This is a genomic window from Lipingzhangella halophila (assembly GCF_014203805.1).
Lineage (GTDB): Bacteria > Actinomycetota > Actinomycetes > Streptosporangiales > Streptosporangiaceae > Lipingzhangella > Lipingzhangella halophila.
Genome location: NZ_JACHJT010000002.1, coordinates 935,843 through 957,998, shown reverse-complemented (window position 1 = coordinate 957,998; position 22,156 = coordinate 935,843). Strand labels below are relative to the sequence as shown.

General features: G+C 66.9%; 23 protein-coding genes. 14 read left to right on the top strand and 9 right to left on the bottom strand.

Features of this window, described 5'->3' with window-relative positions:
• Positions 1 to 16: 16 nt before the first annotated feature.
• Positions 17 to 778 (bottom strand): endonuclease III, encoded by a 762-nt coding sequence (nth, locus tag F4561_RS31505; RefSeq protein ID WP_312885742.1) that lies wholly within the window; start codon positions 776 to 778, stop codon positions 17 to 19.
• A gap of 278 nt (positions 779 to 1,056) precedes the next feature.
• Between nth and F4561_RS31500 the strand changes: the two genes are divergently transcribed.
• The gene (locus F4561_RS31500; RefSeq protein WP_184585308.1) at positions 1,057 to 1,740 is read left to right on the top strand and encodes a Crp/Fnr family transcriptional regulator; all 684 of its coding nucleotides are present in this window, start codon (positions 1,057 to 1,059) and stop codon (positions 1,738 to 1,740) included.
• Positions 1,741 to 1,972: 232 nt separating this feature from the next.
• On the opposite strand, the gene F4561_RS31495 is transcribed toward F4561_RS31500, so the two are convergent.
• The 4 genes from F4561_RS31495 to F4561_RS31480 form a co-directional block, all read right to left on the bottom strand.
• The gene (locus tag F4561_RS31495) at positions 1,973 to 2,785 is read right to left on the bottom strand and encodes an MBL fold metallo-hydrolase (RefSeq protein WP_184585307.1); all 813 of its coding nucleotides are present in this window, start codon (positions 2,783 to 2,785) and stop codon (positions 1,973 to 1,975) included.
• A 65-nt stretch (positions 2,786 to 2,850) separates the two neighbouring features.
• Positions 2,851 to 3,711 (bottom strand): NUDIX hydrolase, encoded by an 861-nt coding sequence (locus F4561_RS31490; protein WP_246438196.1) that lies wholly within the window; start codon positions 3,709 to 3,711, stop codon positions 2,851 to 2,853.
• Between the two features lie 89 nt (positions 3,712 to 3,800).
• The gene (locus F4561_RS31485; protein ID WP_184585306.1) at positions 3,801 to 4,262 is read right to left on the bottom strand and encodes a RidA family protein; all 462 of its coding nucleotides are present in this window, start codon (positions 4,260 to 4,262) and stop codon (positions 3,801 to 3,803) included.
• A complete protein-coding gene (locus F4561_RS31480; RefSeq protein WP_184585305.1) occupies positions 4,262 to 4,435 on the bottom strand; it encodes a DUF4177 domain-containing protein in 174 nt (57 codons plus the stop codon). Before F4561_RS31480 ends, F4561_RS31485 begins: the two co-directional genes overlap by 1 nt.
• A 143-nt stretch (positions 4,436 to 4,578) precedes the next feature.
• Here F4561_RS31480 and bagA point away from each other — a divergent pair, with 143 nt between their 5' ends.
• Positions 4,579 to 5,610 (top strand): ATPase BagA, encoded by a 1,032-nt coding sequence (gene bagA, locus F4561_RS31475; RefSeq protein ID WP_184585304.1) that lies wholly within the window; start codon positions 4,579 to 4,581, stop codon positions 5,608 to 5,610.
• 55 nt (positions 5,611 to 5,665) lie between these two features.
• Positions 5,666 to 6,868 (top strand): ATPase BagB, encoded by a 1,203-nt coding sequence (gene bagB, locus F4561_RS31470; RefSeq protein ID WP_184585303.1) that lies wholly within the window; start codon positions 5,666 to 5,668, stop codon positions 6,866 to 6,868.
• On the opposite strand, the gene F4561_RS31465 is transcribed toward bagB, so the two are convergent.
• A complete protein-coding gene (locus tag F4561_RS31465) occupies positions 6,858 to 7,163 on the bottom strand; it encodes a WhiB family transcriptional regulator (protein ID WP_184585302.1) in 306 nt (101 codons plus the stop codon). The two genes, bagB and F4561_RS31465, sit on opposite strands and share 11 nt — an antisense overlap.
• A 457-nt stretch (positions 7,164 to 7,620) precedes the next feature.
• Here F4561_RS31465 and F4561_RS31460 point away from each other — a divergent pair, with 457 nt between their 5' ends.
• Positions 7,621 to 9,921 (top strand): penicillin-binding protein, encoded by a 2,301-nt coding sequence (locus F4561_RS31460; protein WP_184585395.1) that lies wholly within the window; start codon positions 7,621 to 7,623, stop codon positions 9,919 to 9,921.
• 72 nt (positions 9,922 to 9,993) lie between these two features.
• Here the strand turns inward: F4561_RS31460 and F4561_RS31455 are convergent, their stop codons facing one another.
• Complete coding sequence (locus F4561_RS31455; protein WP_184585301.1) at positions 9,994 to 10,449, bottom strand: GatB/YqeY domain-containing protein; 456 nt, start codon at positions 10,447 to 10,449, stop codon at positions 9,994 to 9,996.
• A gap of 137 nt (positions 10,450 to 10,586) precedes the next feature.
• On the opposite strand from F4561_RS31455, the gene F4561_RS31450 reads away from it, so the two are divergent.
• Complete coding sequence (locus F4561_RS31450; protein ID WP_184585300.1) at positions 10,587 to 11,507, top strand: metallophosphoesterase; 921 nt, start codon at positions 10,587 to 10,589, stop codon at positions 11,505 to 11,507.
• Positions 11,508 to 11,706: 199 nt separating this feature from the next.
• Here F4561_RS31450 and F4561_RS31445 read toward each other — a convergent pair whose 3' ends face one another.
• On the bottom strand, positions 11,707 to 12,603 hold the full coding sequence (locus F4561_RS31445) for an NmrA/HSCARG family protein (protein ID WP_184585299.1): 897 nt from the start codon (positions 12,601 to 12,603) through the stop codon (positions 11,707 to 11,709).
• Positions 12,604 to 12,689: 86 nt separating this feature from the next.
• On the opposite strand from F4561_RS31445, the gene F4561_RS31440 reads away from it, so the two are divergent.
• Both F4561_RS31440 and F4561_RS31435 read left to right on the top strand, forming a co-directional pair.
• The gene (locus tag F4561_RS31440; protein WP_184585298.1) at positions 12,690 to 13,466 is read left to right on the top strand and encodes a TetR/AcrR family transcriptional regulator; all 777 of its coding nucleotides are present in this window, start codon (positions 12,690 to 12,692) and stop codon (positions 13,464 to 13,466) included.
• Positions 13,467 to 13,696: 230 nt separating this feature from the next.
• A complete protein-coding gene (locus tag F4561_RS31435) occupies positions 13,697 to 14,506 on the top strand; it encodes an alpha/beta fold hydrolase (protein WP_184585297.1) in 810 nt (269 codons plus the stop codon).
• A gap of 84 nt (positions 14,507 to 14,590) precedes the next feature.
• Here the strand turns inward: F4561_RS31435 and F4561_RS31430 are convergent, their stop codons facing one another.
• Entirely contained in the window at positions 14,591 to 15,106 is a 516-nt protein-coding gene (locus tag F4561_RS31430; RefSeq protein WP_184585296.1) for a MarR family winged helix-turn-helix transcriptional regulator, read from the bottom strand.
• 103 nt (positions 15,107 to 15,209) lie between these two features.
• Between F4561_RS31430 and F4561_RS31425 the strand changes: the two genes are divergently transcribed.
• The 7 genes from F4561_RS31425 to F4561_RS31395 all read left to right on the top strand — a co-directional run bounded on the left by F4561_RS31425 (position 15,210) and on the right by F4561_RS31395 (position 22,115).
• On the top strand, positions 15,210 to 16,154 hold the full coding sequence (locus tag F4561_RS31425) for an EamA family transporter (protein WP_184585295.1): 945 nt from the start codon (positions 15,210 to 15,212) through the stop codon (positions 16,152 to 16,154).
• Positions 16,155 to 16,156: 2 nt separating this feature from the next.
• The gene (locus tag F4561_RS31420) at positions 16,157 to 17,041 is read left to right on the top strand and encodes an SDR family oxidoreductase (RefSeq protein WP_184585294.1); all 885 of its coding nucleotides are present in this window, start codon (positions 16,157 to 16,159) and stop codon (positions 17,039 to 17,041) included.
• Positions 17,042 to 17,772: 731 nt separating this feature from the next.
• Entirely contained in the window at positions 17,773 to 19,032 is a 1,260-nt protein-coding gene (locus tag F4561_RS31415; protein WP_184585293.1) for an AlbA family DNA-binding domain-containing protein, read from the top strand.
• Positions 19,033 to 19,050: 18 nt separating this feature from the next.
• Complete coding sequence (locus tag F4561_RS31410; protein WP_184585292.1) at positions 19,051 to 19,839, top strand: Scr1 family TA system antitoxin-like transcriptional regulator; 789 nt, start codon at positions 19,051 to 19,053, stop codon at positions 19,837 to 19,839.
• An 87-nt stretch (positions 19,840 to 19,926) separates the two neighbouring features.
• Positions 19,927 to 20,325 carry an ATP-binding protein gene (locus F4561_RS31405; RefSeq protein ID WP_184585291.1) on the top strand — a complete coding sequence of 133 codons (399 nt, stop codon included), beginning with the start codon at positions 19,927 to 19,929 and terminating at the stop codon, positions 20,323 to 20,325.
• Between the two features lie 104 nt (positions 20,326 to 20,429).
• Complete coding sequence (locus tag F4561_RS31400) at positions 20,430 to 21,290, top strand: sigma-70 RNA polymerase sigma factor region 4 domain-containing protein (RefSeq protein ID WP_312885741.1); 861 nt, start codon at positions 20,430 to 20,432, stop codon at positions 21,288 to 21,290.
• A gap of 3 nt (positions 21,291 to 21,293) precedes the next feature.
• Positions 21,294 to 22,115 (top strand): protein phosphatase 2C domain-containing protein, encoded by an 822-nt coding sequence (locus F4561_RS31395; protein ID WP_184585290.1) that lies wholly within the window; start codon positions 21,294 to 21,296, stop codon positions 22,113 to 22,115.
• The last annotated feature ends 41 nt before the right edge of the window (positions 22,116 to 22,156 follow it).

The following is a 22,156-nucleotide window of genomic DNA, read 5'->3' as shown; positions in this document are numbered from 1 at the left end:
TCCAAGCCCTGTCCGCTCATGAGAACGGCCCGTTCCGGACCAGCGCGCGCGCCTCCTCCTCGTCGGTGGGCCCGGCACCGAACGCGGGGCACCAGCGAGCGAGAGCGCACGCACCGCACGCGGGTCGCCGCGCGTGGCAGATTCGCCGCCCGTGCCAGATCATCCGGTGCGAAAGCATAGTCCAGTCCTTAGCCGGAAAAAGGCTTCCGACATCGTTTTCGACCTTGACGGCATCGCTCGACGCTGTCCACCCGAACCTGCGGGCCAACCGCCCGAAGTGGGTGTCCACCGTGATGCCGGGAACCGCAAAGGCGTTGCCCAGCACGACGTTCGCGGTCTTGCGCCCCACCCCGGGCAGCCGCACCAGGTCGTCCAGGTTCGCGGGGACCTCGCCCCCATGGTGCTCGCACAGGGCCTGGCCGAGTCCGATGATGCTGTTGGCCTTGCTGCGGAAGAAACCGGTCGAGCGGATGAGGCCCTCCAGCTCCTCCCGGTCGGCGGCCGCATAGTCCGCGGCGGACTGGTACCGCTGGAACAGCTTGGGAGTTACAGCGTTCACACGCTTGTCGGTGCACTGGGCGGAAAGGATTGTGGCGACAAGCAACTCAAGGGGACCAGTGAAATCAAGCTCACAGTGCGCATCGGGATACAGCCGGATCAATTCCCTGTTCATACGTCGGGCACGTCTCACCAGCGCGAGGCGTGACTCACTGGTCGGGGTAACGGAATCTCCCGTGGGTTCGGACGTTGCGGAGGAGCTGGATGTATCGCGAGGCACACCCCAAAGCCTACGTATCCCCGCGCGACCACGGTCTGGCACCCGGCCGGACAAGGCGGGGGCTGGGAACCTGGCGAGCCGGGACAAAGGTCTGTCCCACTGGGACTCCGGCAGGCCGGGAGCCGCGCCAGGGCCCAATGCGACTAAAATCGAGGTAGCTGCCGTCGGCTGTGGCGGTCCTGTCGTCACCTGAGAGACAAGCCGAGGTAACGACCTGGTTTCACACTGGGGTGCGATATACGTCACACTATTGACGGTCAGGCTGCAAGGAGGAACTGGTGGACGAGACCAACGAGGTGCTGCGCAAGGCACCTCTCTTCGAGGCGCTCGACGAAGAGGGCGCCGCCGCGCTGCGCGCCTCAGTGAGCGAGGTTCGCCTCGGTCGAGGGCAGACGCTCTTCTCCGAGGGAGACGAGGGCGACCGGCTTTACGTGATCACAAGCGGGAAGGTCAAGCTGACCCGTACCGCTGTGGACGGCCGCGAAACCCTGCTGAGCGTGCTCGGTCCGAGCGAGATGTTCGGTGAGCTGTCGCTGTTCGACCCGCGCCCGCGAACGGCGAGCGCGGTGGCGGTGACCGACACGGTCCTGGCCGGTTTGGGCCACGCCGACCTGCGCCCCTTCATCGCGGGTCAGCCCAGTGTCGCCATGCAGCTCCTGAAGTCCCTCGCGAACCGGCTGCGGCGGACTAACGACGTCATGGGCGACCTCGTCTTCACCGATGTCCCGGGGCGGGTCGCGAAGCAGCTCCTCGACCTCGCCGACCGGTTCGGCAAGGAGGGCGAGGACGGCCTGCACGTCCACCACGACCTCACTCAGGAGGAGCTCGCCCAGCTCGTGGGCGCATCCCGGGAGACCGTCAACAAGGCGCTCGCGGAGTTCGCGCTGCGCGGCTGGCTGCGGATCGAGGCGAAGGCCGTCGTGCTCCTGGACGCCGAACGGATGCGCCGCCGCGCGCGCTGACGCCAACCCTGGCACTGCGCCGTTCATCGGCGCACCACGCGATGGACGATCGGGCCCGGCCCACGGCCGGGCCCGTCGCGTCGGGCGTTCTCCGGGCAAGCGCGGCACCGAAACCGACCGTGCGGACATGTTCAGCGCCGAGAACGTCCCCACAGTCACCCGCGATACGACCCATCCGCTGCCTTCGTCGCCACTTTCGTTGGACGCCGCGCCACGCACCCCCATCACCGACCTATATCTCCTCTCCCAGCTCCACGGGGATGTCTCCCCGCTTGGCCAGGTAACGGAGCTGCGCCCGGACGGACGACAGCGCCGCGGGGCGCACCGCGGGATCGATGTCGGCATAGACCCGCGCGACGATCTCCTCCGGTGTGCGGTCACCGGCCGTCACGGCGTCGATAACCTGGGCGAGCCGGTCCTCGCGGTGGCTGATGTACTCGTTGAGCTTCAGCATCGGTTCGGTACAGATCGGACCGTGTCCGGGAAGCAGTGCGCGGACATCGGCGGAGTGGGCCAGGTCGCGCAGTTGGTACAGGGAGTCCAGGTAGTCGGCCAGCCCGCCGTCGTCGGTGATCACCGCGGTGCCGCGGCCGAGCACCGTGTCGCCGGTCAGGATGACCTCGTCAGAGGGCATGTGGAAGGACAGCGAGTCCTTCGTGTGCCCGGGAGTGGCAACGACCCGCACCTCCAGAGCGTCGGCGCGCACCGTCTCGCCGTCGCGCAACGGAGAACCGCCCACGCAGAAGTCCGGGTCGAGCGCGCGCACTGGCGCCCCGGTCAGCTCCGCGAAGTACCGTGCCCCACCCGTGTGGTCGTCGTGGTGGTGGCTCAGCAATGCGACCGCGACCTGGGCACCCTGCTCCTGGACCGTCCGGGCCACGCGCTCCAGGTGCCGCTCGTCGTTCGGACCGGGGTCGACCACGATCACGCTTCGCGCGCCCGGTTCGCGCAGCGTCCAGGTGTTCGTGCCGTCGAGTGTCATAGGGCCGGGGTTGGGACACAGTGCGCAGCTCGCGCGCAGTGTGCCTGAGCCGTCGATCCGCATCGCACCTCGTTTCGTTCCCCATGGCGCCACTCGGGGAAATTATCCTTGGCCGGCGCTCCGGAGGGTCACAGTGGGTACTCCATACCGCCCGGCACGACCACCCGCAGCTCACCACCGACCTGCCGCACCTCCGGCTCGATCGGGACGATATCCCGCTCGGCGGCCATTACGCTCTCCAGTGAACCGCAGTTCGCCAGCTCCTCGCAGGTGGCCACGGTGGGGGTGAGCATGGCCAGGTCGCCGCGCCGCCAGCGCCCTACGGCGTCGTCCGGGCGCATCCACAGCACGTGGTCGTGCTCCTCACCGAAGTCCCGGGTCTGCTGCCCTTCGGGCAGGACAGCGGCGAAGAAGCGGGTGTCGTAGCGCCGGGGCTCCTTGCGCGGGGTGATCCACCGCGACCAGGGCAGCAGCAGGTCGGAGCGCAGTATCAGGCCGCGCCGCTCCAAGAAGGCGCTGAAGGAAAGCGACCGCTCGATGAGCGACCGCCTGTCGGCCTCCCAGTCGTCGCCTCGCGTGTCCGTGATGACGTCCGTGGCCGATTCCCCGGCGAGCAGCACGCCCGATTCCTCGAAGGTCTCACGGACCGCAGCGCACACCAGCGCACGGGCCAACGGCACCGGCACCCGGAGCCGCTCGGCCCACAGCTTCGGATCGGGGCCCGACCACCACGACGGAGCGGGATCCTCCCCGGGAGCCCCGAGGTCCGCGTCGCGGGGGTCCACCCGCCCGCCGGCGAACGCGTAGACGCTGGGCGCGAACGACATCGTCCGCGCCCGCCGGAGCAGCAACACCTCCAGCCCCTCCGCCTCCGGGGCCGTACTCGCCCCGTTCGAGCGCAGCAGCATCACCGTGGCCGCGTGGTCGGGCTCCCTCGGCATGCCACCGCCCTCGCGAGCATCGCGGTGGTGGGGGTGTTCCATCTGCATCGCGGTCGTCCTTTGCGGTTGAGAACAAGCGCCGTCGCCGGGCCGTACCTCTGCAGCGGTGGCCCGGCGACCCCGGCCGAAAGCACCGCTCAACCGACCTCGGCGATCATCTCCACCTCGACCGGGACGTCGCGGGGAAGCGCCGCGACACCGACAGCACTGCGGGCGTGCACGCCGGCGGCGCCGAAGGCCTCACCGATCAGGTCGCTGGCCCCGTTGATCACCTTGGGGTGCTCATGGAAGGACGGATCACTCGCAACGAACCCGAGCACCTTGACCACCCGACGGACTCTCACCAACTCCCCGAGCTCGGCCTTGAGAGCAGCGATGCCGTTGAGCGCGCAGATCGCCGCCAGCTCCCCCGCCCGTTCGAGTGTGACCTCCGCCCCGACCTTGCCGGTGCCGGCCGGCGCGCCGCCGACCAGGGGAACCTGACCGGAAACGTAGACGTGGTCGCCGGTCCGGACGGTCGGGGTGTAGGAGGCCAGCGGCGCTACCACGTCGGGCAGTGTCCAACCGAGCTCCGCGAGGCGCTGCTCCGGGCTCAACATCACTGCTTCTCGCGCTTCATGTAGGCGACCAGTTGCTGGTTGCGCGGGTCACCATCGACAGCGGGGCCCGGGATGACCGAGACGAGATCCCATCCGTCCTCTCCCCAGTTGTCCAAGATCTGCTTCGTCGCGTGCGACAGCAGCGGCACCGTCGCGTACTCCCACTTCGTCATGGGCGCCACCTTACTTACCAACTCTTGCGTTGACCCGCGTGCCTGCCAAGGACGCGGGTAACCACCCGGCGGGTGGTGCGTGAACACCCTAGAACGCGTGGGGAACAGAGCGAGGCCATGAGTACGACCTTAGACTCCATGGGGTGAGCGCACGTGAACGCGAGGGGCACCAAGGAAGGGTCCGGCTGCACGTCGTGACGGGCAAAGGGGGCACCGGAAAGACCACCGTTGCCGCGTCGCTCGCCCTGGCGCTCGCGTCCGGCGGCGGACGCGTGCTGCTGGTCGAGGTCGAGGGACGGCAGGGGATCGCCCAGCTTTTCGACTGCCCGCCGCTGCCGTACGAGGAGCGGAAGGTAGCCGCCGCCCCCGGCGGCGGGGATGTCCTCGCGCTGGCCGTCGATGCCGAGGCGGCCCTTATGGAGTACCTGGAGATGTTCTACGGCATGCGCCGCGCCGGGAACATGCTTTCGCGGTTCGGCGCCGTGGACTTCGCGACGACCATCGCCCCTGGGCTCCGCGACGTACTGGTCACCGGCAAGGCGACCGAGGCGGTACGCCGCAGGGCCGGCACCGATCGCCGGCGCGGCGGCCGGGATGGCACGCGCGCGCCGTTCGTCTACGACGCCGTCGTGCTGGACGCCCCGCCCACCGGGCGGATCGCGCAGTTCCTGAACGTCAACTCCGAAGTGGCCGGGCTGGCCCGGGTGGGCCCCATCCGCAATCACGCGGACAAGGTCATGGAGACCATACGCTCACCCGAGACCGCGGTGCACTGCGTCTCGCTACTGGAGGAGATGCCGGCGCAGGAATGCCTGGACGGCATCTCCGACCTCAACGGGATCGGGCTGAACGTCGGCTCCCTCGTGGTCAACATGGTGCGCGACCCGCTGTTCGACGCGCGGACGCTGGAAACAGCGGCGGCCGGGGAGCTCGACACCGAGGCACTCACTCGGGGCCTCAAAGCCGCGATGCTGGAGCAGCCCGAGGAGAGGAGCCGCCAACTGGCCACCGAGATCACCGAGCACGCCCGGCGGGTTCGGGTGGAGGCCGCGATCCGGCGGCGCCTGTCGGCCGTCGAGTACCCGATGCGGGAACTTCCGCTGTCCAGCGACGGAATCACCCGGGACGGCCTGTACGACCTGGCCGGCCTGCTCCGAGAACAGGGGATGGCATGACCCCGACGCGCCCCGGTACCGAGTCCAGCCGCGCGGTTTCCCGGGAGGTTGGGCTATGACGGCATCGCGCCCACCGAACGGCGCCGAGTCGCCGGTGTTCGACACTGACGCGCTGCTCGACGATCCCGGGACGCGCATTGTTGTGTGCTGCGGGTCGGGCGGTGTCGGCAAGACCACGAGCGCGGCCGCGCTCGGGCTGCGCGCGGCCGAGCGCGGGCGCGACGTCGTCGTCATCACCGTTGACCCGGCACGGCGACTCGCCCAGTCAATGGGGCTGCACACGCTGGACAACACGCCCCGCCCGGTCGACCTCCCCGGGGCGGACGCCGGAACGGGGCGGCCCGCGGGGACGCTGTACGCGATGATGCTGGACATGAAGCGCACGTTCGACGAGATCGTCGAGGCGCACGCCGACCCCGAACGTGCCCGGCAGATCCTGGCCAACCCGTTCTACCAGTCGCTGTCTTCCAGCTTCTCCGGAACGCAGGAGTACATGGCCATGGAGAAGCTCGGGCAGCTCCGCCAGTCCGGCGACTGGGACCTGATCATCGTCGACACCCCGCCAAGCCGCTCTGCGCTGGACTTCCTCGACGCGCCGAAGAGACTCGGCAGGTTCCTCGACGGCAGGCTGCTGAAGATTCTCAGCGCCCCGGCCAAGACGGGTGCCTTCCGGCTGATCGGGGCCGGGTTCGGCGTCGTCACCGGCATCATCAGCAAGATCGTCGGTGCGCAGTTGTTGCGCGACGTGCAAACCTTCGTGACCGCGTTCGACGCCGTGTTCGGCGACTTCCAGGAGCGCGCGGAGCAGACCTACCGGCTGCTGCAGGCTCCGGATACCGCGTTCATCGTCGTCGCCGCCCCCGACCCCGACGCACTCCGGGAGGCCTCCTACTTCATCGAACGGCTCGGCGCGGACCGGATGCCACTCGCCGGTGTCGTGGTCAACCGCACGCACCGCACGGCGACACAGGGCCTGTCAATGGAACAGAGCCTCGCTGCGGCGGAGGCGGTGGCGGAATCCGGGGACCACGCTCTTGCCGCGGCGGCCCTGCGGCTGCACGCCGAACGCGCGCGGATGGAGGCGCGAGAGATCCGGTTGCGGGAACGCCTCACCGCCGCGCACCCCGGTGTCCCCGTTGTGGAGATCCCAGCGCGACCAGAGGATGTGAGCGACCTCGGTGGCCTTCACGAGATCGGCGAGGCGATGGGAAACGGGGGCTTCCAGTCGCGGACCGGCGGCAACGGGGTCAGTGGGTAAGGGCTCCGGCCCCGACAACCTCCTGCTCGTACTCCTTACGGGCGTTCTCCAGCAGCGTGCGCCACGACCTGACGTCGGGCCGGCGCCGGAGTAGCGCGCGCCGCTCACGTTCGGTCATGCCTCCCCACACCCCGAACTCGATGCGGTTGTCCAGCGCGTCGGCCAGGCATTCGGTGCGCACGGGGCATCCCCGGCAGATGAGCTTCGCCCGGTTCTGGGCTGCTCCCTGGACGAAGAGCGCGTCGGGATCGGTCTCCCGGCACACGGCTCGCGCGGTCCAGTCTGTATTCCACATGTTGCCCCACTCCCAAGATCAGCATGTGTGTTGTACGTACGGCCGACGGGCGCGGTCGTCGGCGCGGTGCGAGGAGGACACACCGGTCGGACCGGTGGCAAGACCAGCCTCGGGGGTCCCGATCGCATGCGGGAGATCAGCCGATCTTTTGGCGATCTTTACTCCTCGCTTACTGCTGGTGACGAAACTACGGATCAGCACGCGTGACCAACAGGCCCCAATAGGCTCATTTCTGATATAGCCCGGGTGGGCCATGGACGCCTGGACGATCAGCCAGCATCCCTGCACGGGGCGTGATTGCGTGGGTGCGTAAGCCAGCTCACGGCATCAAAAGTTACTCGTGGGGAACTTGTTTACGGTGAGGCCGAAAGCACGGGTGCGGCGCCGAATCGTGTCCTGATCGGGCCGCGAGCAATTGCCGGGCCCACGTAGTCTGATGGGTGTGAGTCAGGGGACATTGCTGCAGAAAATCGGTCAGCTCTTTGGTGTCGGCGTCGTCGCGGGCGTCCTGGTCGCGGCGCTCGCGCTGCCCGCGGTAGGGGGGCTTGGCATTACCGCGCGCAACATCGCCACCGGTTTCCTCAACATGCCCAGTGAGCTAGAGACACCGCCGCCTCCACAACGATCGACCATCTACGATCAGAACGGCGACGTCATCGCGGAGATATACGACCAGAACCGCGAACTGGTCAAGCTGGACGACATGGCGCCGGTCATGCAGGACGCCATAATCGCGATCGAGGACAACCGCTTCTACGAGCACGGCGGGCTGGACGTCCCCGGGACCTTCCGCGCCGCACTGCGCACCGCCGGCGGCGACACTCAGGGCGGGTCCTCTCTCACCCAGCAGTACGTGAAGAACGTCCTGGTCGAGAGCGCGACTACCCAGGCCGAACAGGAAGAGGCCCGCGAGACGACTCTGTCGCGCAAGATCCGCGAGCTGCGCTACGCGATCGCGCTCGAGCAGAAGATGTCCAAGGACGAGATCCTCGAGGGGTACCTCAACATCGCCTACTTCGGCGACGGCGCCTACGGGGCCCAGTCGGCCGCCCAGCACTTCTTCGGGGTCGACGCCGACGAACTGGAGATCCAACAGGCCGCGATGCTCGCCGGCCTGGTGCGCTACCCCTACCTGTACAACCCCAGCGTCAACCCGGATAACGCGAAGAAACGGCGCGACGTCGTCCTTGACGCCATGGTGCAAAACGACGCCATCACCAAGAAGGAGGCTGAGGAGGCCAAGGGGAAGGACCTGAACCTCGACCTCAGCAACCCCAGCAACGGCTGTATGCCCAGTGACCAGCCGTTCTTCTGCGACTACGTGGTCCAGGAGATCGAGAAGAGCAAACAGTTCGGCGAGAACGAGACCGAACGCGCCCGTTGGCTGCGGACGGCGGGCCTGGAGATCCACACGACTCTTGACGGGGACATGCAGGAGGCTGCCCAGGAGGCGGTCGACAAATGGGTGCCGCGCAAGAACCAGTCGCGCAAGGTCGCCGCCGAGGTGCTGGTCGAGCCCGGCACCGGAGAGATCCGGGCCATGGCGCAGAGCCGCAACTACGGTCCCGACGAGAACAACCGCGGGGAGACCTCGATCAACTTCACGACCGGGATCGACCGCGGCGGCAGCACCGGCTTCCAGGTCGGATCCACGTTCAAGCCCATCACCCTGGCCGCCGCCCTGGACCAGGGCAAGGGCTTCAGCACGTCCTTCGGCGGCGGCGGTTCCACCACGGTGACCGGGCAACGGAACTGCGACGGCGGCCGATTGCCCCCTTGGGATGTCAGCAACGCCAGCGAGAGCAGCGGCGGCAACTACAACATGATCACCGGAACCCAGCAGTCGGCGAACACCTTCTTCGCGCAGCTCCAGGCCGACGTCGGGTTGTGCGAGACGATCGAGATGGCCCAGAAGCTCGGCCTCGAACGAGGCGACGGTACGAGCTTCGACAACGAGAACACCCAGGCGAACAACTCGTTCACCCTCGGCAGTGAGGAGGTCGCGATCATCGACCTCGTCAGCGCCTACGCGACGTTCGCCTCCGGCGGGACCTACTGCGAGCCGCAGGCCATCACCTCGATCGAGGACCAGCAGGCCGGGGAGACGATCGACGTCGAGAACGAGTGCGAGCGGGTGATCGACAAGGACGTCGCCGACGGCGTCACCTACCTGCTCTCCAACACGTTCGACGGCGGCACGACCGACGGCTTGGAGATCGGCCGCCCGGCCGCCGCCAAGACCGGCACCACCGACGGGAACGCCGCCGCGTCGTTCTCCGGTTTCACCCCGAACCTCGCCGGATCGGTGTGGGTCGGCGACCCGCGCGGCCCGCAGGCGCACCCGCTGCGCGGCGTCACACTCGGCGGCCGGAGCTACGGCGTGGTGTACGGGGCCACGATCCCCGGCCCGATCTGGGAAGAGACCATGAGCGAGGCCGTGAAGGGCCTTCCCGAGGAGAGCCTGCCGAAGGCCCCGTCGAAGTTCGGCGGCTCCGGAGGATCGGGCTCACGGTCGAACGCGAGCCCCGCTAACTCCGAGGGCGGTGTCCCCAACGTCGTCGGGCAGGAACAGGACGCCGCCGTGCGCGAGCTGGAAGAAGCCGGGTTCGAGGTGAGCGTGGCATCCAACCGGATCCAATCCGACGAGCCCAGGGGTTCCGTGGCCGCGGTGAACCCCGATCCCGGGTCCACCCTTCCCGAGGGCGCGACCGTGAACGTCTTCCTCAGCAGCGGAGGCGGCGGAAACGGCGGCGACTAGCCGGCCGTGCCGGGTGCCGGTGCACCGGCACCCGGCACGGCGCGGCCGCTCCGGGTGTGCCGCCGCGCGGGCTCAGGCGGAGAGCTGCCGGCGGACCTCCGCTGCCACCCGGCTTCCCTCGGCGCGCCCTGCGACCTTCGGGTTGACCACCTTCATGACCTGTCCCATGGCTTTGGGGCCGGCCGCACCGGTCTCCTCAATGGCCGCGGTGACCATGTCCGCAAGCTCGGCGTCGGTGAGCTGCGCCGGCAGGTACCCGGCGAGTATCTCGCCCTCGGCGCGCTCCGCCTCGGCCTTGTCGGCGCGCCCGCCCTTCTCGAACGCGTCGGCCGCCTCCCGGCGCTTCTTCGCCTCTCGCGTGACGAGCGCGACGATCTCGTCGTCGCTGAGCTCGCGCGCGGAGCTGCCGGAGACCTCCTCGGCGGACACGGCGCTCAACACCATGCGCAGCGTGCGGGCGCGGACAGTGTCGCGCGCCTTCATGGCGCTGGTGAGGTCGGCCTGCAGACGATCCTTGAGTTCGGACATGGAACGGATCATACGGTTTCGGTCCCGCGCCGCCGAACAGGTTTCTCCGTGCCAACGGAGTTCATTCGGCTGTGGACGAGCGGCTCGGCCACTCCGGGTATCTGACACCATCGATATCCGAATGGAGGTGCACGGAATTGAGCACGGTGCGGAAGAGCCTGCGCGCCGCGGCCACGGCCGCGGCCGTCACAGGGGCCGTGGGGGTTGCCGGGATCGGCTACGCGTCGGTCATCGAGCGAAACTGGTTCCGGCTGCGACGGTACGAGATCCCCCTGCTGCCCCCCGGGAGTCCGCGGCTGCGGCTGCTGCACCTCGCCGACGCCCACCTCACCCCCGGCCGGCGGATGCTGCTCGACTGGATCCGCGGACTCGACTCCTACGAGCCCGATCTCGTCATCAACACCGGCGACTCACTGGCGCACGAACGCGCCGTCGAACCGTTCATCGACGCGCTCGGGCCGCTGCTGGACCGGCCCGGGGCTTTTGTCTACGGCTCCAATGACCTCTTCTCGCCCCAGGTCAAGAACCCCGCGCGCTACCTGTGGCGGAGCAGCCGCGACGACTACAACAAACGCAAGACCCCCGACCTCCCATGGCGCGAGCTGGGTGCCGCCATGACCGCGTCGGGCTGGCTCGACCTGAACAACCAGGCGGGGCGGCTCAAGGCCGGCGGTCTCGATGTCGCCGCCGCGGGTATCCACGACTCCCACATCAAGCTCGACCGCTACTCCCGCATCGCGGGTCCGGCAGATCCCGGTGCCGACCTCCGGCTCGGCGTGATGCATTCCCCCGAGCCCACCAACCTCGACCGGTTCGCCGCCGACGGCTACCAGCTCCTGCTGGCCGGGCACACCCACGGCGGCCAGCTCTGCCTGCCCTACTTCGGCACCCTGGTCACCAACTGCGGAATCGACCGCCGCCGCGCCTGGGGCCTGCACCGCTACGGCACGTCCTGGCTCCACGTCTCCGCAGGGCTCGGCACCTCCCCCACCGCGCCGGTGCGCTTCTGCTGCCGCCCAGAGGCAAGCCTGCTCGACCTGGTGGCCACCGAGGGGTGACACAGCGGGCTCGCCGCACCCCGCCAGCCCTGTCCACCACCGTTCGCCCCGTCGTACCCCACCGTGGCCGGCCTGCGATTCCGGCGGTCCAGCACCTTGGCGCCGCAGATCCATCGAGGAACGTCTGCCACTCGGTCGACGGGAGAGCGGAGTCCCCGCCTTCCGTCCGCACACGGCAGGGCCTGCTTCGGGACCGGGCTCAACCGTGGCGGAAAGCTCGCTGGAAAAGGTCGGCACCGCCCTCGGACAGCCACGTGCGGAACGACCGCAGGCCGGGATGGAGGACACTGAGGGCTTCGATGTCGGCGTGCCAGCGGTGGCCGGCAAGCCAGAGGCGGCGGGCCTCGGCAACTCCGGGGCCCATGGCCTCGGCCTCCGCCTCGCTCAGGGGAGAGTAGTGGAGGTCGAAGCCGGTCGCGGCGTTGATCTCGGCGAATGCCTCATTCGGGGTGAGGGCGTCGCCGGCGAGTTCCAGGGTGCGACCGGTGAAGCGACCGGGTGCACCGAACGCCATGGCCGCGAACTCCCCGATGTCCTCCACGGCGATCAGTTGTACCGGTTCGTCAGCCGGGAACACATGACGGCTCGCACCGTCGCGGACGTCGTCAAGGCCGATACCGGTGCCGAGGAAGTTCGTCATGAAGCGGACCGGGCGTAGCACCGTCGCGCTCAGGCCGCCGGCCCACAGGTACTGCTCGATCCGCTGCTTCCCCTCGGCCTGTAGCGCCGCTCCGCCCGAGAACGACCCGATACCGGTGAAAACGGCGTGTTCGACGCCCGTTGCTACCGCAGCATCGATGACGGCCCGGCCGCGCTGGAACTCCAGTTCCGTATCCGGACCTTCCGGGCCGTAGGCCGCAGGCGGAACGACGAACACGCCTTGCGCGCCGGTCAGCGCCGCCTCAAGACTCGCGGGGTCGTCCATCTCGCCACGGAACAGTTCCGCGCCGCTCGCCTCCAGCGCGGTGGCAGCGGGTGAGTCGATCCCGCGTACCAACGCCCTGACGTGATGGCCGTCTGCGAGTAGTCGACGTGCGGTCACGCTGCCCTGGCGTCCGGTGGCACCTGTGACGAGGATCGTTCGGGTGTCCGTCATCGTGTCCTTCCTGACCATAGGATCGGGTCGAGCAACCCGGATCATCACCGTAGATCCGCCAGGGCCGGAGGAAGGGGTTCCGTGACATGAGCGCTCCAGCCGATTCCCTCCGTGCCGACGCCCGGCGCAACCGCACCGCCATCCTTCTCGCCGCCCGTCGTGCCGTAGCCGCGGAGGGGACGTCCGTCTCCCTCGCTCTCATCGCGCGCGCAGCGGGGGTGGGGGCCGGTACCGTCCACCGGCACTTTCCCACCAAGGAAGGCCTCCTCGAAGCCGTCTTCGCCGTCCAGCTCGACGAGCTCGTCGCGCGCGCCAACCGCAGGCGGGATTTCACCGATCCCGGTGGCGCCTTCTTTACCCTGCTCACCGACTCCATCGAGTCGGCGCGCGGCCGCGCGCAGCTCTGCGACGCCTTCCAATCGGACTCGGGCTGGCCGCGCAGGTTGCTGACCGCCTCGGTGCTCCGATACGACAAGGCCCTGTGTGACCATCTGGATGCCGCCCAGCGCAGCGGCGATGTGCGCTCGGACGTTGCCGCCGAAGAGGTGAAGGCGCTGATCATCGGCTGCACCGCGATGCAAGTGAGCGGTGGCGGGCGGATAGTTCGCCTCGCGCTGGAAGGGCTGCGAACGGGGAAGGGCGCGGCCGACGGCGTCACGAAAGTGAAGGGCGCCGCCCTGAACCGTGACATACCGGCCACTCACCCGGGGAATCGTGACGGTGGCGAACCGCCGCGGTGCTGTCGGATCTGCGGAGTCGCGCTGGAGCGCCGTACGACCGGGCGACCGGCGCGCTATTGCGGAGCGGCCTGCCGGAAGCGGGCTCAGCGAGGGCGCGACCGGGACGGCTCGGAGGCGGTGTGACGCCGGTCCGCTGCGGCGGGTTCACGGCGAGCGTCAAGTGATCCGGGCCCAGCATGTCCTCGACGCACACAGGAAGTTTCCCGGAACATTACCGAGGGTGCCTAGCATGAGTCGTATCCGTGCGCACCATCTGGACCCTGACTTCTCCGGCCGCTCCGCCAAGCGCGGGAGCTGCTTTGACGCGCCAGGCACATGGGTGGGTCGCATGGCTGGGGTGAGGAGACTTTGGCATGGGCGAACACATTCGCGCCGGTGACCTCGATATCTGGACCGAGCAGGTCGGCCAGGGGCCGTACGTCCTGCTCATAGGCGGCCTGGGCGACACCGTCGAATCGTGGCGGTTCCAACTCGACGGTCTCTCCGACCGCTACCGGCTGGTCGCTTTCGACAATCGGGGAGCGGGGCGGACGGCAATGCCCGAAGCTCCTGTCTCGGTGGAGGCGATGGCGGACGACGCGGCCGGGCTCCTACGGGCGCTCGGCGTTCCCTCCGCCCACGTCGCCGGCTTCTCGGCCGGCAGCATCATCGCCCAAGAACTGGTGCTTCGGCACCCCGGACTCGTTCGCGGTCTTGTCCTGCAGAGCACGTGGCCCGCAATGGACCGGTACCTTCGCTCGTGGGCCCTTTTCGTCCGCTGGCTGGTGGAGGCCGCTCCGAGCGAGCGCGCGTTTCTCGAAGGTTTCTTCCTCGACATCTACACGCCGCGAGCGCACAACGACGGCACGGTCGACCGGATCATCGAGGACATTCTCGCCTTCCCCCACAAACAGTCGACCGGGGACGTGCAGCGGTACATCGATGCCTTCGTCGACCACGACACGACTGACCGCCTGCCGCAGATCACCGTGCCGTCCCTCGTCCTCGCCGGCGGCCGCGATACGACCTCGCGCCCACCGCTCTGCCGCGCCGTTGCCGAGCGGATTCCCGGCGCCCGGTTCGAGGTCCTGGAAGAGGAGGCCCACCAGCCCTTCCAGGAGGTACCGGACGAATGGAACGCCCGCGTCGATGGTTTCTGGCGCGAGGTGGCGGCGCGGACCTGAAGCCGGCTGTCGGACAGACCAGAGGTTCGGGGAGGCAACGCGGCGCTTAGCCCCCGGTGGCGCGGCATCCCCGCAGGCCGGCCGCTACGGATTCAGGGGATTGCCAGGCGAGTTGTCGCCGAGGCCGGCGAGCAGCTCGCGCAGCAACCCGGCGAGATGTTCCTGGTCGCGGTCGCTCAGTTGACTGAGGAGATTCGCCTCCAGGTCGACATGCTCGACGACGACTCGGTCGATCAGCTCCTTGCCGCGCTCGGTCAGCGTGATCAGCACACTGCGCCGATTCTGGGGGTCGACCTCGCGGGTCACCAGCTCCTTGGCGACGAGACGGTCGATCCGGTTGGTGATCGCTCCGGAGGTGACCATCGACGACTCGACCAACTGCCCAGCGGTGAGCTGATACGGGTACCCGGACCGGCGCAGCGTCGACGCTATGTCGAATTCCCATATCTGCAGGTCATACCTAGCGAAGTTGTCTCGAAGCTCGCGTTCGAGTAGCCGGCAGGCGCGCTGGATCCGGCCCACCACGCCCATCGGCGCGGGGTCGATATCGGGCCGCTCGGCCCGCCACTGGTCCAGCCGCCAGTCGACGTTGTCCTTCACGGGTTCGCCGCCTCCAGAACATCTTAACGTGAAAATGTTTGACGCCATTCTACCAGCTGACTAGACTCACGAACGTTGAACATTTTAACGTTAAGGAGTCCACATGACGCAGTTATCGGACCGGCCGGACGCGGGCAGCACGCCCCCGCCCAGTAGCACCCTGGCGGTGACCGCGCTGACCGCGACCGCGCCGGCCATCTGGGGCACCACGTACCTGGTCACCACCGAGTTCCTCCCGCCTGGTCACCCGTTGATGTCCGCTGTGATCCGCGCGCTGCCGGCAGGGCTGGTTCTGCTCGCCATCACGCGCAAACTGCCGCACGGCGCGTGGTTGTGGCGCTCGTTGCTGCTCGGCACCCTCAACATCGGCGCGTTCTTCGCGCTTCTGTTCGTCGCCGCCTACCAACTGCCGGGTGGCGTCGCGGCGACCCTCTTCGCCCTCCAGCCGTTGTTCGTTGTCGCCCTGGCGTTCCTGCTGCTCGGTGAGAAGCCCACACGCTGGCGGCTCGGCTGGGGACTGGTCGGCGTGGTGGGTGTCGGGCTGATCGTCCTGCGCGGTCAGCTCTCCTTCGACCTGTGGGGCATCCTGGCCGGTATCGCGGCCGCGGGCGTGATGGCCGGCGGAATCGTCCTGACCAAACGCTGGGGACGTCCGGAGGGCGTCGGCGCAGCGGCCCTCGCCGGCTGGCAGCTCACCGCAGGCGGTCTCGTGCTCGTCCCGCTCGCCTTCGTGTTCGAGGGACTTCCGCCCGCGCTGGATCTTCCCGCGATCGGCGGCTACGCGTGGCTGGCCATTCTGGGCGCCCTGCTCACTTACCCGCTCTGGTTCAGCGGCATCGGCAGGCTGCCCGTGGTCGCCGTGTCGTTCCTCCCCCTGCTCTCACCCGCGGTCGCCACGATCCTGGGCTGGCTGTTCCTCGGCGAGTCCCTGACGCCGTGGCAGGGTGTCGGGTTCGTGCTCGCGCTGACCGCCATCGCCGCCGCACAGCTGAGCTCCGACGTCGTCCGCGGCCTGGCCCGTGTCCCCACCACCCCCAGAGGAGAATGAACATGCCGCGCACCGTGCTGGTCACCGGAGCTACCGGAACCGTGTCCACCGCGCTCATAAAAGCGTTGGAAGGGGCCGATGTGAATCTTCGTGCTCTGGTCCGCGAGGAGCCCGAAGCGGACAGCCTCTGCAAGCAGAACGCCGAGATCTTCGTCGGTGACCTCGATGACGCCCGGTCGCTGCCGCCCGCCTTCGAGGGCGTGCAGGATCTGTGGCTGCTCGCCCCGAACGACCCGCGCGCGCCGGAGAACAGCATGAACGCCATGTGGGCGGCACGCCAAGCCGGCGTGGAGCGCGTTGTGCGCTTGTCCGCCGTCGGCGCGGCACACGATGCGCCGAACCGCAGCGGCAGATTGCACGCGCTGTCGGACCGGGAGACCGAAGGGTCCGGTATGCGCTGGACAATCGTGCGTCCACTCTGGTTCATGCAGAACCTGCTGAACGAGGCGGGCGACATCTCCGCGACCGGTACGTTCTCGCTGAACATGGCCTCGGCACGGCTCAGCATGATCGACGTACGCGACATCGCCGAGTGCGCTGCCCGCGTGCTCCTCGACGACCCGGACCGCCACCACGGCGAGACGTACACCCTCACCGGCCCGCGCTCAGTGACGTTCGGCGAGGTCGCCGACCACTTGAGTCTCGCCCTTGGCAAACCCGTCACATACCTGCCGGTCAGCGACGACGCCAAGCGCAAGGCACTGCTCGGCTACGGCGTTCCGGAGTGGATCGTCGACATGCTCGAAGAGTACGCGCAGGCGTACGCCGCCGGCTGGGGAGACTTCACCACCGACACGGTCGCGGACCTTCTCGGCCGCCCTCCGCGGGACATCGCCGAATTCGTCCGCGACCACGCAACGGCGTTCACCCCGCCCGCCGAAAACTGAACCCGACCGTACGGCTCAGCGCACGCGGGACAAAAGTGTGGCCACCCAGCATCCATTACCTACTAGGTGGCCACACTTGACCAGGGGAATATTCCCTGGTCACTTGTCGGGGTGGCGGGATTCGAACCCACGACCTCTTCGTGGAGTTGGGGTGACGTGCGGCCAGCTGCGGGATGACGGCGCGGCTGGTCACTGGGCGGATTGATGCCTACCGGTTCCCGGCGGTTCCGGGGGCATCCCGGCGTCATGTGCACTGAATGTGTATCGCGCTGCGCGGGGCCTGGGAGGTAGCGCGGCCCTGGTCGGCTGCCCGCTGGGGCGTGCACACCACCGCCCACGGTACGCGGCTCTCTCGGCAACCACAGTCCACAGCAACCAAGGTTCCGGTCCGAGGTGCTTGGTCGCGCTGGTGCCGACCACCCAAGACAGACAGAGTCGCGCGACCAAGTGCCTCGGGACCCAGAACGTCATCAACCCGAGTTTTAGCAACAGGGGACAGTTTGTCGGGGTAGGACGACACCATAGTCACAGACGCGCTCGCTGAAACTTGGAGGGGATCACGTGATGCGCCTGTGAAGACCGGGCGGCGGCTGGGGGCGTGCTCGGGACCGGGCGTCAGCCCGCAGCCCGAGCACGCCCCCAGCAAGCCGCAGCGACGGCGCGCAGCGCCGTCGCCTTGATCTCATAAGGCCCGATTCGGCAGACCCTTCATCAGCGACAAGGAGACTTGAATGACGCTAGATATTGACACAAGAACAGCACCTAGATCCCATCTCGATCTCAGAAACCTTGTCCACGCAATAGCGAATGCCGGGAAACACGACGAAACCGACTACATTGAATGGAAGTCGACGCTAGACCTAGAAACGAAACGCACAAAGGCAACAATAGCCAGACATGTCATCGCCATGGCGAACCGCAAACCCGACATTGCCAGAAAAAGTTTTGAAGGCTTTGGGTATATCGTTATCGGCGCAGACCCTTCGGGGATACATGGAGTCACATCAATTGACCTCGCTGATTTGGAGTCTGGCGTTCGTTCCTACATTGGAGACAACGGTCCTACATGGATTCCCACGTACGTCCCACAAGGAGACAAGAGCGTATTAGTTGTAACCGTCGACCCACCAAAGAACGGAGACATGATTCATACTCTCCATAAAGATTTCGAGAAGTATTCAGCGGGTGACATATACATTCGCCGGATGGCACAGACCGTAAAAGCGGGTCCCGCAGAGATCCAACAGCTTTCCGAGAGATACGCTAGCCGCACCCATGGCGCTGATTTCCATTTTACTATCAACGGTGACTATATTAGGTGCCCGCTATTTGGTGACCATGAACTCAGGATAGAGAATATCGCAAGAGAGAAACAAGAGGAACTCCTGGCTCCAGAACGAATGCACCGCAGCGAAGGTCGACTGCCAAGATCAATTCCTATATCGATGGACAATCGAAGCGAGAACGACTATCGTTCGGAGGTGGAAGAGTACCTGGAAGAGCTCAAGGCTGTATCGCGTGGCTACATGCTTAGAAGCTACGTATTGAAGAACTATGGGATTATGAGAGGCCTCCTTGTCAACGACAGCGAGCATAATTACGATAACGTGCGAGTGGACATTGATATACCTGAAGGGTTTCTGGTAATTGAACGCGAAGATTATGAGGAATATTCAGAGGATTATCCAAACCCGCCTGAGCCAATCGGTACGAGATACTCGCCAATGATTCGACCTTTGTCGAACTTCAGCCAGAACCTCCAATCAAGCACCCCAGATGTCCTAATCGAGTCACGCAAGCTCATGTTCAATATTCGGCACTTAAGGCCACGTGAGACCTACTCGCTTCCCGTAGTTCACTGGATTGCAGAGCAGGAGTTCGAAGAAGTTGTGACTTCGTGGTCTGCTACAGCCACCAACACACCTGGACTCGTAGCTGGTGATATAACCGTTTCTCGCGATGGAACAATTGTCAAATCGGAATCATCTTAAGAAGTACAAACACCTGACATGAGAAACTCGAATTCCATCAAAGAAATCGGATTAATACTAAAAGAGCTACGAATTGATGCAGGATGGTCAAGTCGACATACGGCACTAATTGCTGGCATAAAACAGTCGACGGTTTCGCGTATTGAAAATGGTCGTCGCGTAAATTCAGCAACCCCGCTTGAGAAGATTGTGGAAGCCCTGCCAATCGACCCTTCGGTTGCACAAGGCTTGCGCCACCAGATCAACGGTGCTTACAGTGGTTGCGATAATCGGCGAGTAGATACCGGAGTATCACTCGTCCGAGATGTCGCGCGACGCTGGGAACGAGTCGCCGCCGTGGTAAAGGAATTTCAAGCGGCGATGATTCCGCGTGCATTGAGATCTCCCGAATACGCGAATGCGGCTAACAACTTCCCCTCGCCGCTGGTCGATCGGCTTGGCGATTCCCGGTGTGTCTTCGAGTTCGTCATCACTGAGGGTGCGCTGCGGACGTGGCCGGCGGATGGGGCGGTGATGCCGGCTCAGCTCGACCGGGTCGCTCGGGCCTGCGAGCTTCCGAACGTGCGGTTGGGCGTGGTGCCGTGGTCCGTGCGGCTGCCTGTAATGCCTCCGCACGGGTTCACCGTCTTCGATGACGAGGCTGTGACCGTTGAGACGTTCACGGCGCAGATGACCATCACTGAACCGGATGCTGTGGCCGCCTACGTCGATGCTTACGCCCGGCTCGAAGCGGTGGCTGTGACCGGTGACGAGGCGGCCGAGATGCTGGGGCGGATCCGGCGGGACTACGAGAAGCTCACCCACTGATTCAGTGAATTCGTTGAATCACCGACTGTCGGTGGCTTACGCTGCACATCACTGCGGTGTATAGCCCTCTAGACGGTGGTGATCGCGATGGTCAGTTGGTCCCGCATGTTCCCCGGTCTACCGACCGAAGTCGCCCATGCGCGTGCCTTCACCCGCGCGGTCATGGACGGCCATCCTTTAGCCGATCCGGCCGAGCTCGTCGTAAGCGAGTTGGCCACCAACGCTGTCCAGCACTCGCTGAGTGGCGAGTGGTGCGGTCCCTTCGTCGTCTATGTCGACCGGGAACCTGCCTTGGTACAGGTCGCCGTGGTCGACCTCGGTGGGGACTCCATGCCTGTCGCCCGGCCGCCGACCGACCTCGGCGCCGTCGAGGATCACGGACGCGGGCTGGCCATCGTCGCCGCGCTGTCCAAGGACTGGGGCTTCGAGCCGGATCCGTTCGGGTTGCGGGTGTGGGCGAAGCTGGTCACTGACGGGCCTTCATGACTGGTCCGCGCATGCCCCGACGGCGTAAGCGCTTCCGGGTGGTGGACGCTGAAACCGGTGCGGACGTTTCGCCTGTTCTGTCTAGGGTCCTAGACTCGGTCCGAGTGACCGAGGGAGCATTGATGCCGGGCCAGTTCGAACGCATAGCGGAGATCGAGGACCCCTTCGAACTGCTGCGCGCTGCCACAGAGCGCCTGGCTGAGGCCCAGCAAGAGGTCACCGAGCTTTCACGCCTGCGTCGGCGCCTGATCCAGGACCTGCACGCTCAGGGCATGTCCTATGCCCAGATCGCGGAGAAGGCCGGGTTGAGCCGCGGGCGTATCCACCAGATCCGCCATACCGGTCCCGCACCGGAAGCGGCCTTTCTCGGCCTAGGGGCGGTCACCGTGGCGACCCCGCTGCGGCATGACCAGGTCAAGGACCGCCCTGTGCTCTCGCTGGACGACATGGCCACCGGCCAAGCCCTCGAAGAGCTGGTGCGTTCCTTCGACATGCAAGCGGTCTCCGACCATGTCACCGTGGACGGCCAGATCGACCTCAACCGCCCCAACCTCGTCGTGGTCTGCGGACCGGCCATGTCCGAGGCCATGCGCAGCGCCTACGCAACCGACCCCGTCATTCGCTGGGAGAACCCGGAACCGGGGCTCTGGCTGCTGCATGACACGCGCACCGGCCAGAGCTACCGGTCCGGCCAGGAGATGGACCTGCAGCAATCCATGGACGTCGCCTACCTCGGTCGGCTGTCCCGTCCGGACGGCCAGGGCACGTTCCTGGCCATCGCCGGAATCCACCCCCAAGGCTCACGCGGGGTCGCCCATCTGCTCAACGGCGAGATCGCCTCACTGTGGGGCCAGGTCGGTACTGAACGCTTCTCAGCGCTGGTCCGCGCGGTCTATGACCCGGACACCGGTCAAACCCAGCGCTCCGAACTGATCACACCTGTGTACCGCCACGACCAGGACTAGCCCGTGCCCTTCCTTCTGGCCACAGACCCCGCCAAGCCCGACCGGCCCAACGAGGACTTCGCCGCCGTGGGCACCAACGCGGCCGTGCTGCTGGACGGCGCCGGTACCCCACCCGGCACCGCATCCGGGTGTGTGCACGGGGTCGCCTGGTACGCCCGGACGCTGGGCGGGCTGCTGCTGGGCGCGTTGGGCTCCGACGACACGCTTTCCGGGGCGCTGGCCGCCAGCATCGAGCATGTGAACCGGCTGCACGCCGACACCTGCGACCTCAAGCATGCCGAGACGCCCTCGTCCACGGTGGTCGCGCTGCGGTGGGACGGTACCGAGTGCGAATATCTCGTGCTGGCTGACTCCGTGCTGGTCCTCGACCGGCCTGGCGTCTCGCCCGAGGTGATTACCGACGACCGGGAAGCCGTGGTCGGCGCCGAACTGCGCAAGCCCATGGATGCGCTGCCCACCGGCACACCCGAGCACGACCAGGCGCTGCGTGACTACGTTGCCGCCCTGGCCGAACACCGCAACCGCTCCGGCGGGTTCTGGGTCGCAAACACCGACCCGACCGCCGCCCACGAGGCCCTCACCGGCCGCCTGCACCTCGACGAGGTGAACGCCCTGGCGCTGCTCAGCGATGGTGCTACCCGGCTGGCTGACCGCTTCGGCCTGGCCACCTGGCGCGACACCCTCGACACCCTCGCCGCCGACGGCCCGGCCGCGCTGATCGCGCAGGTGCGCACGGTCGAGGACAGCGACCCTCACGGGCAACGCTGGCCGCGCGGCAAAACCCGCGATGACGCGACCGTGATCTACGGACACGCCGACGCCTGAGTATCCCCCTAGACAATCGCCTCGCTGTCGCGCTATCTTCT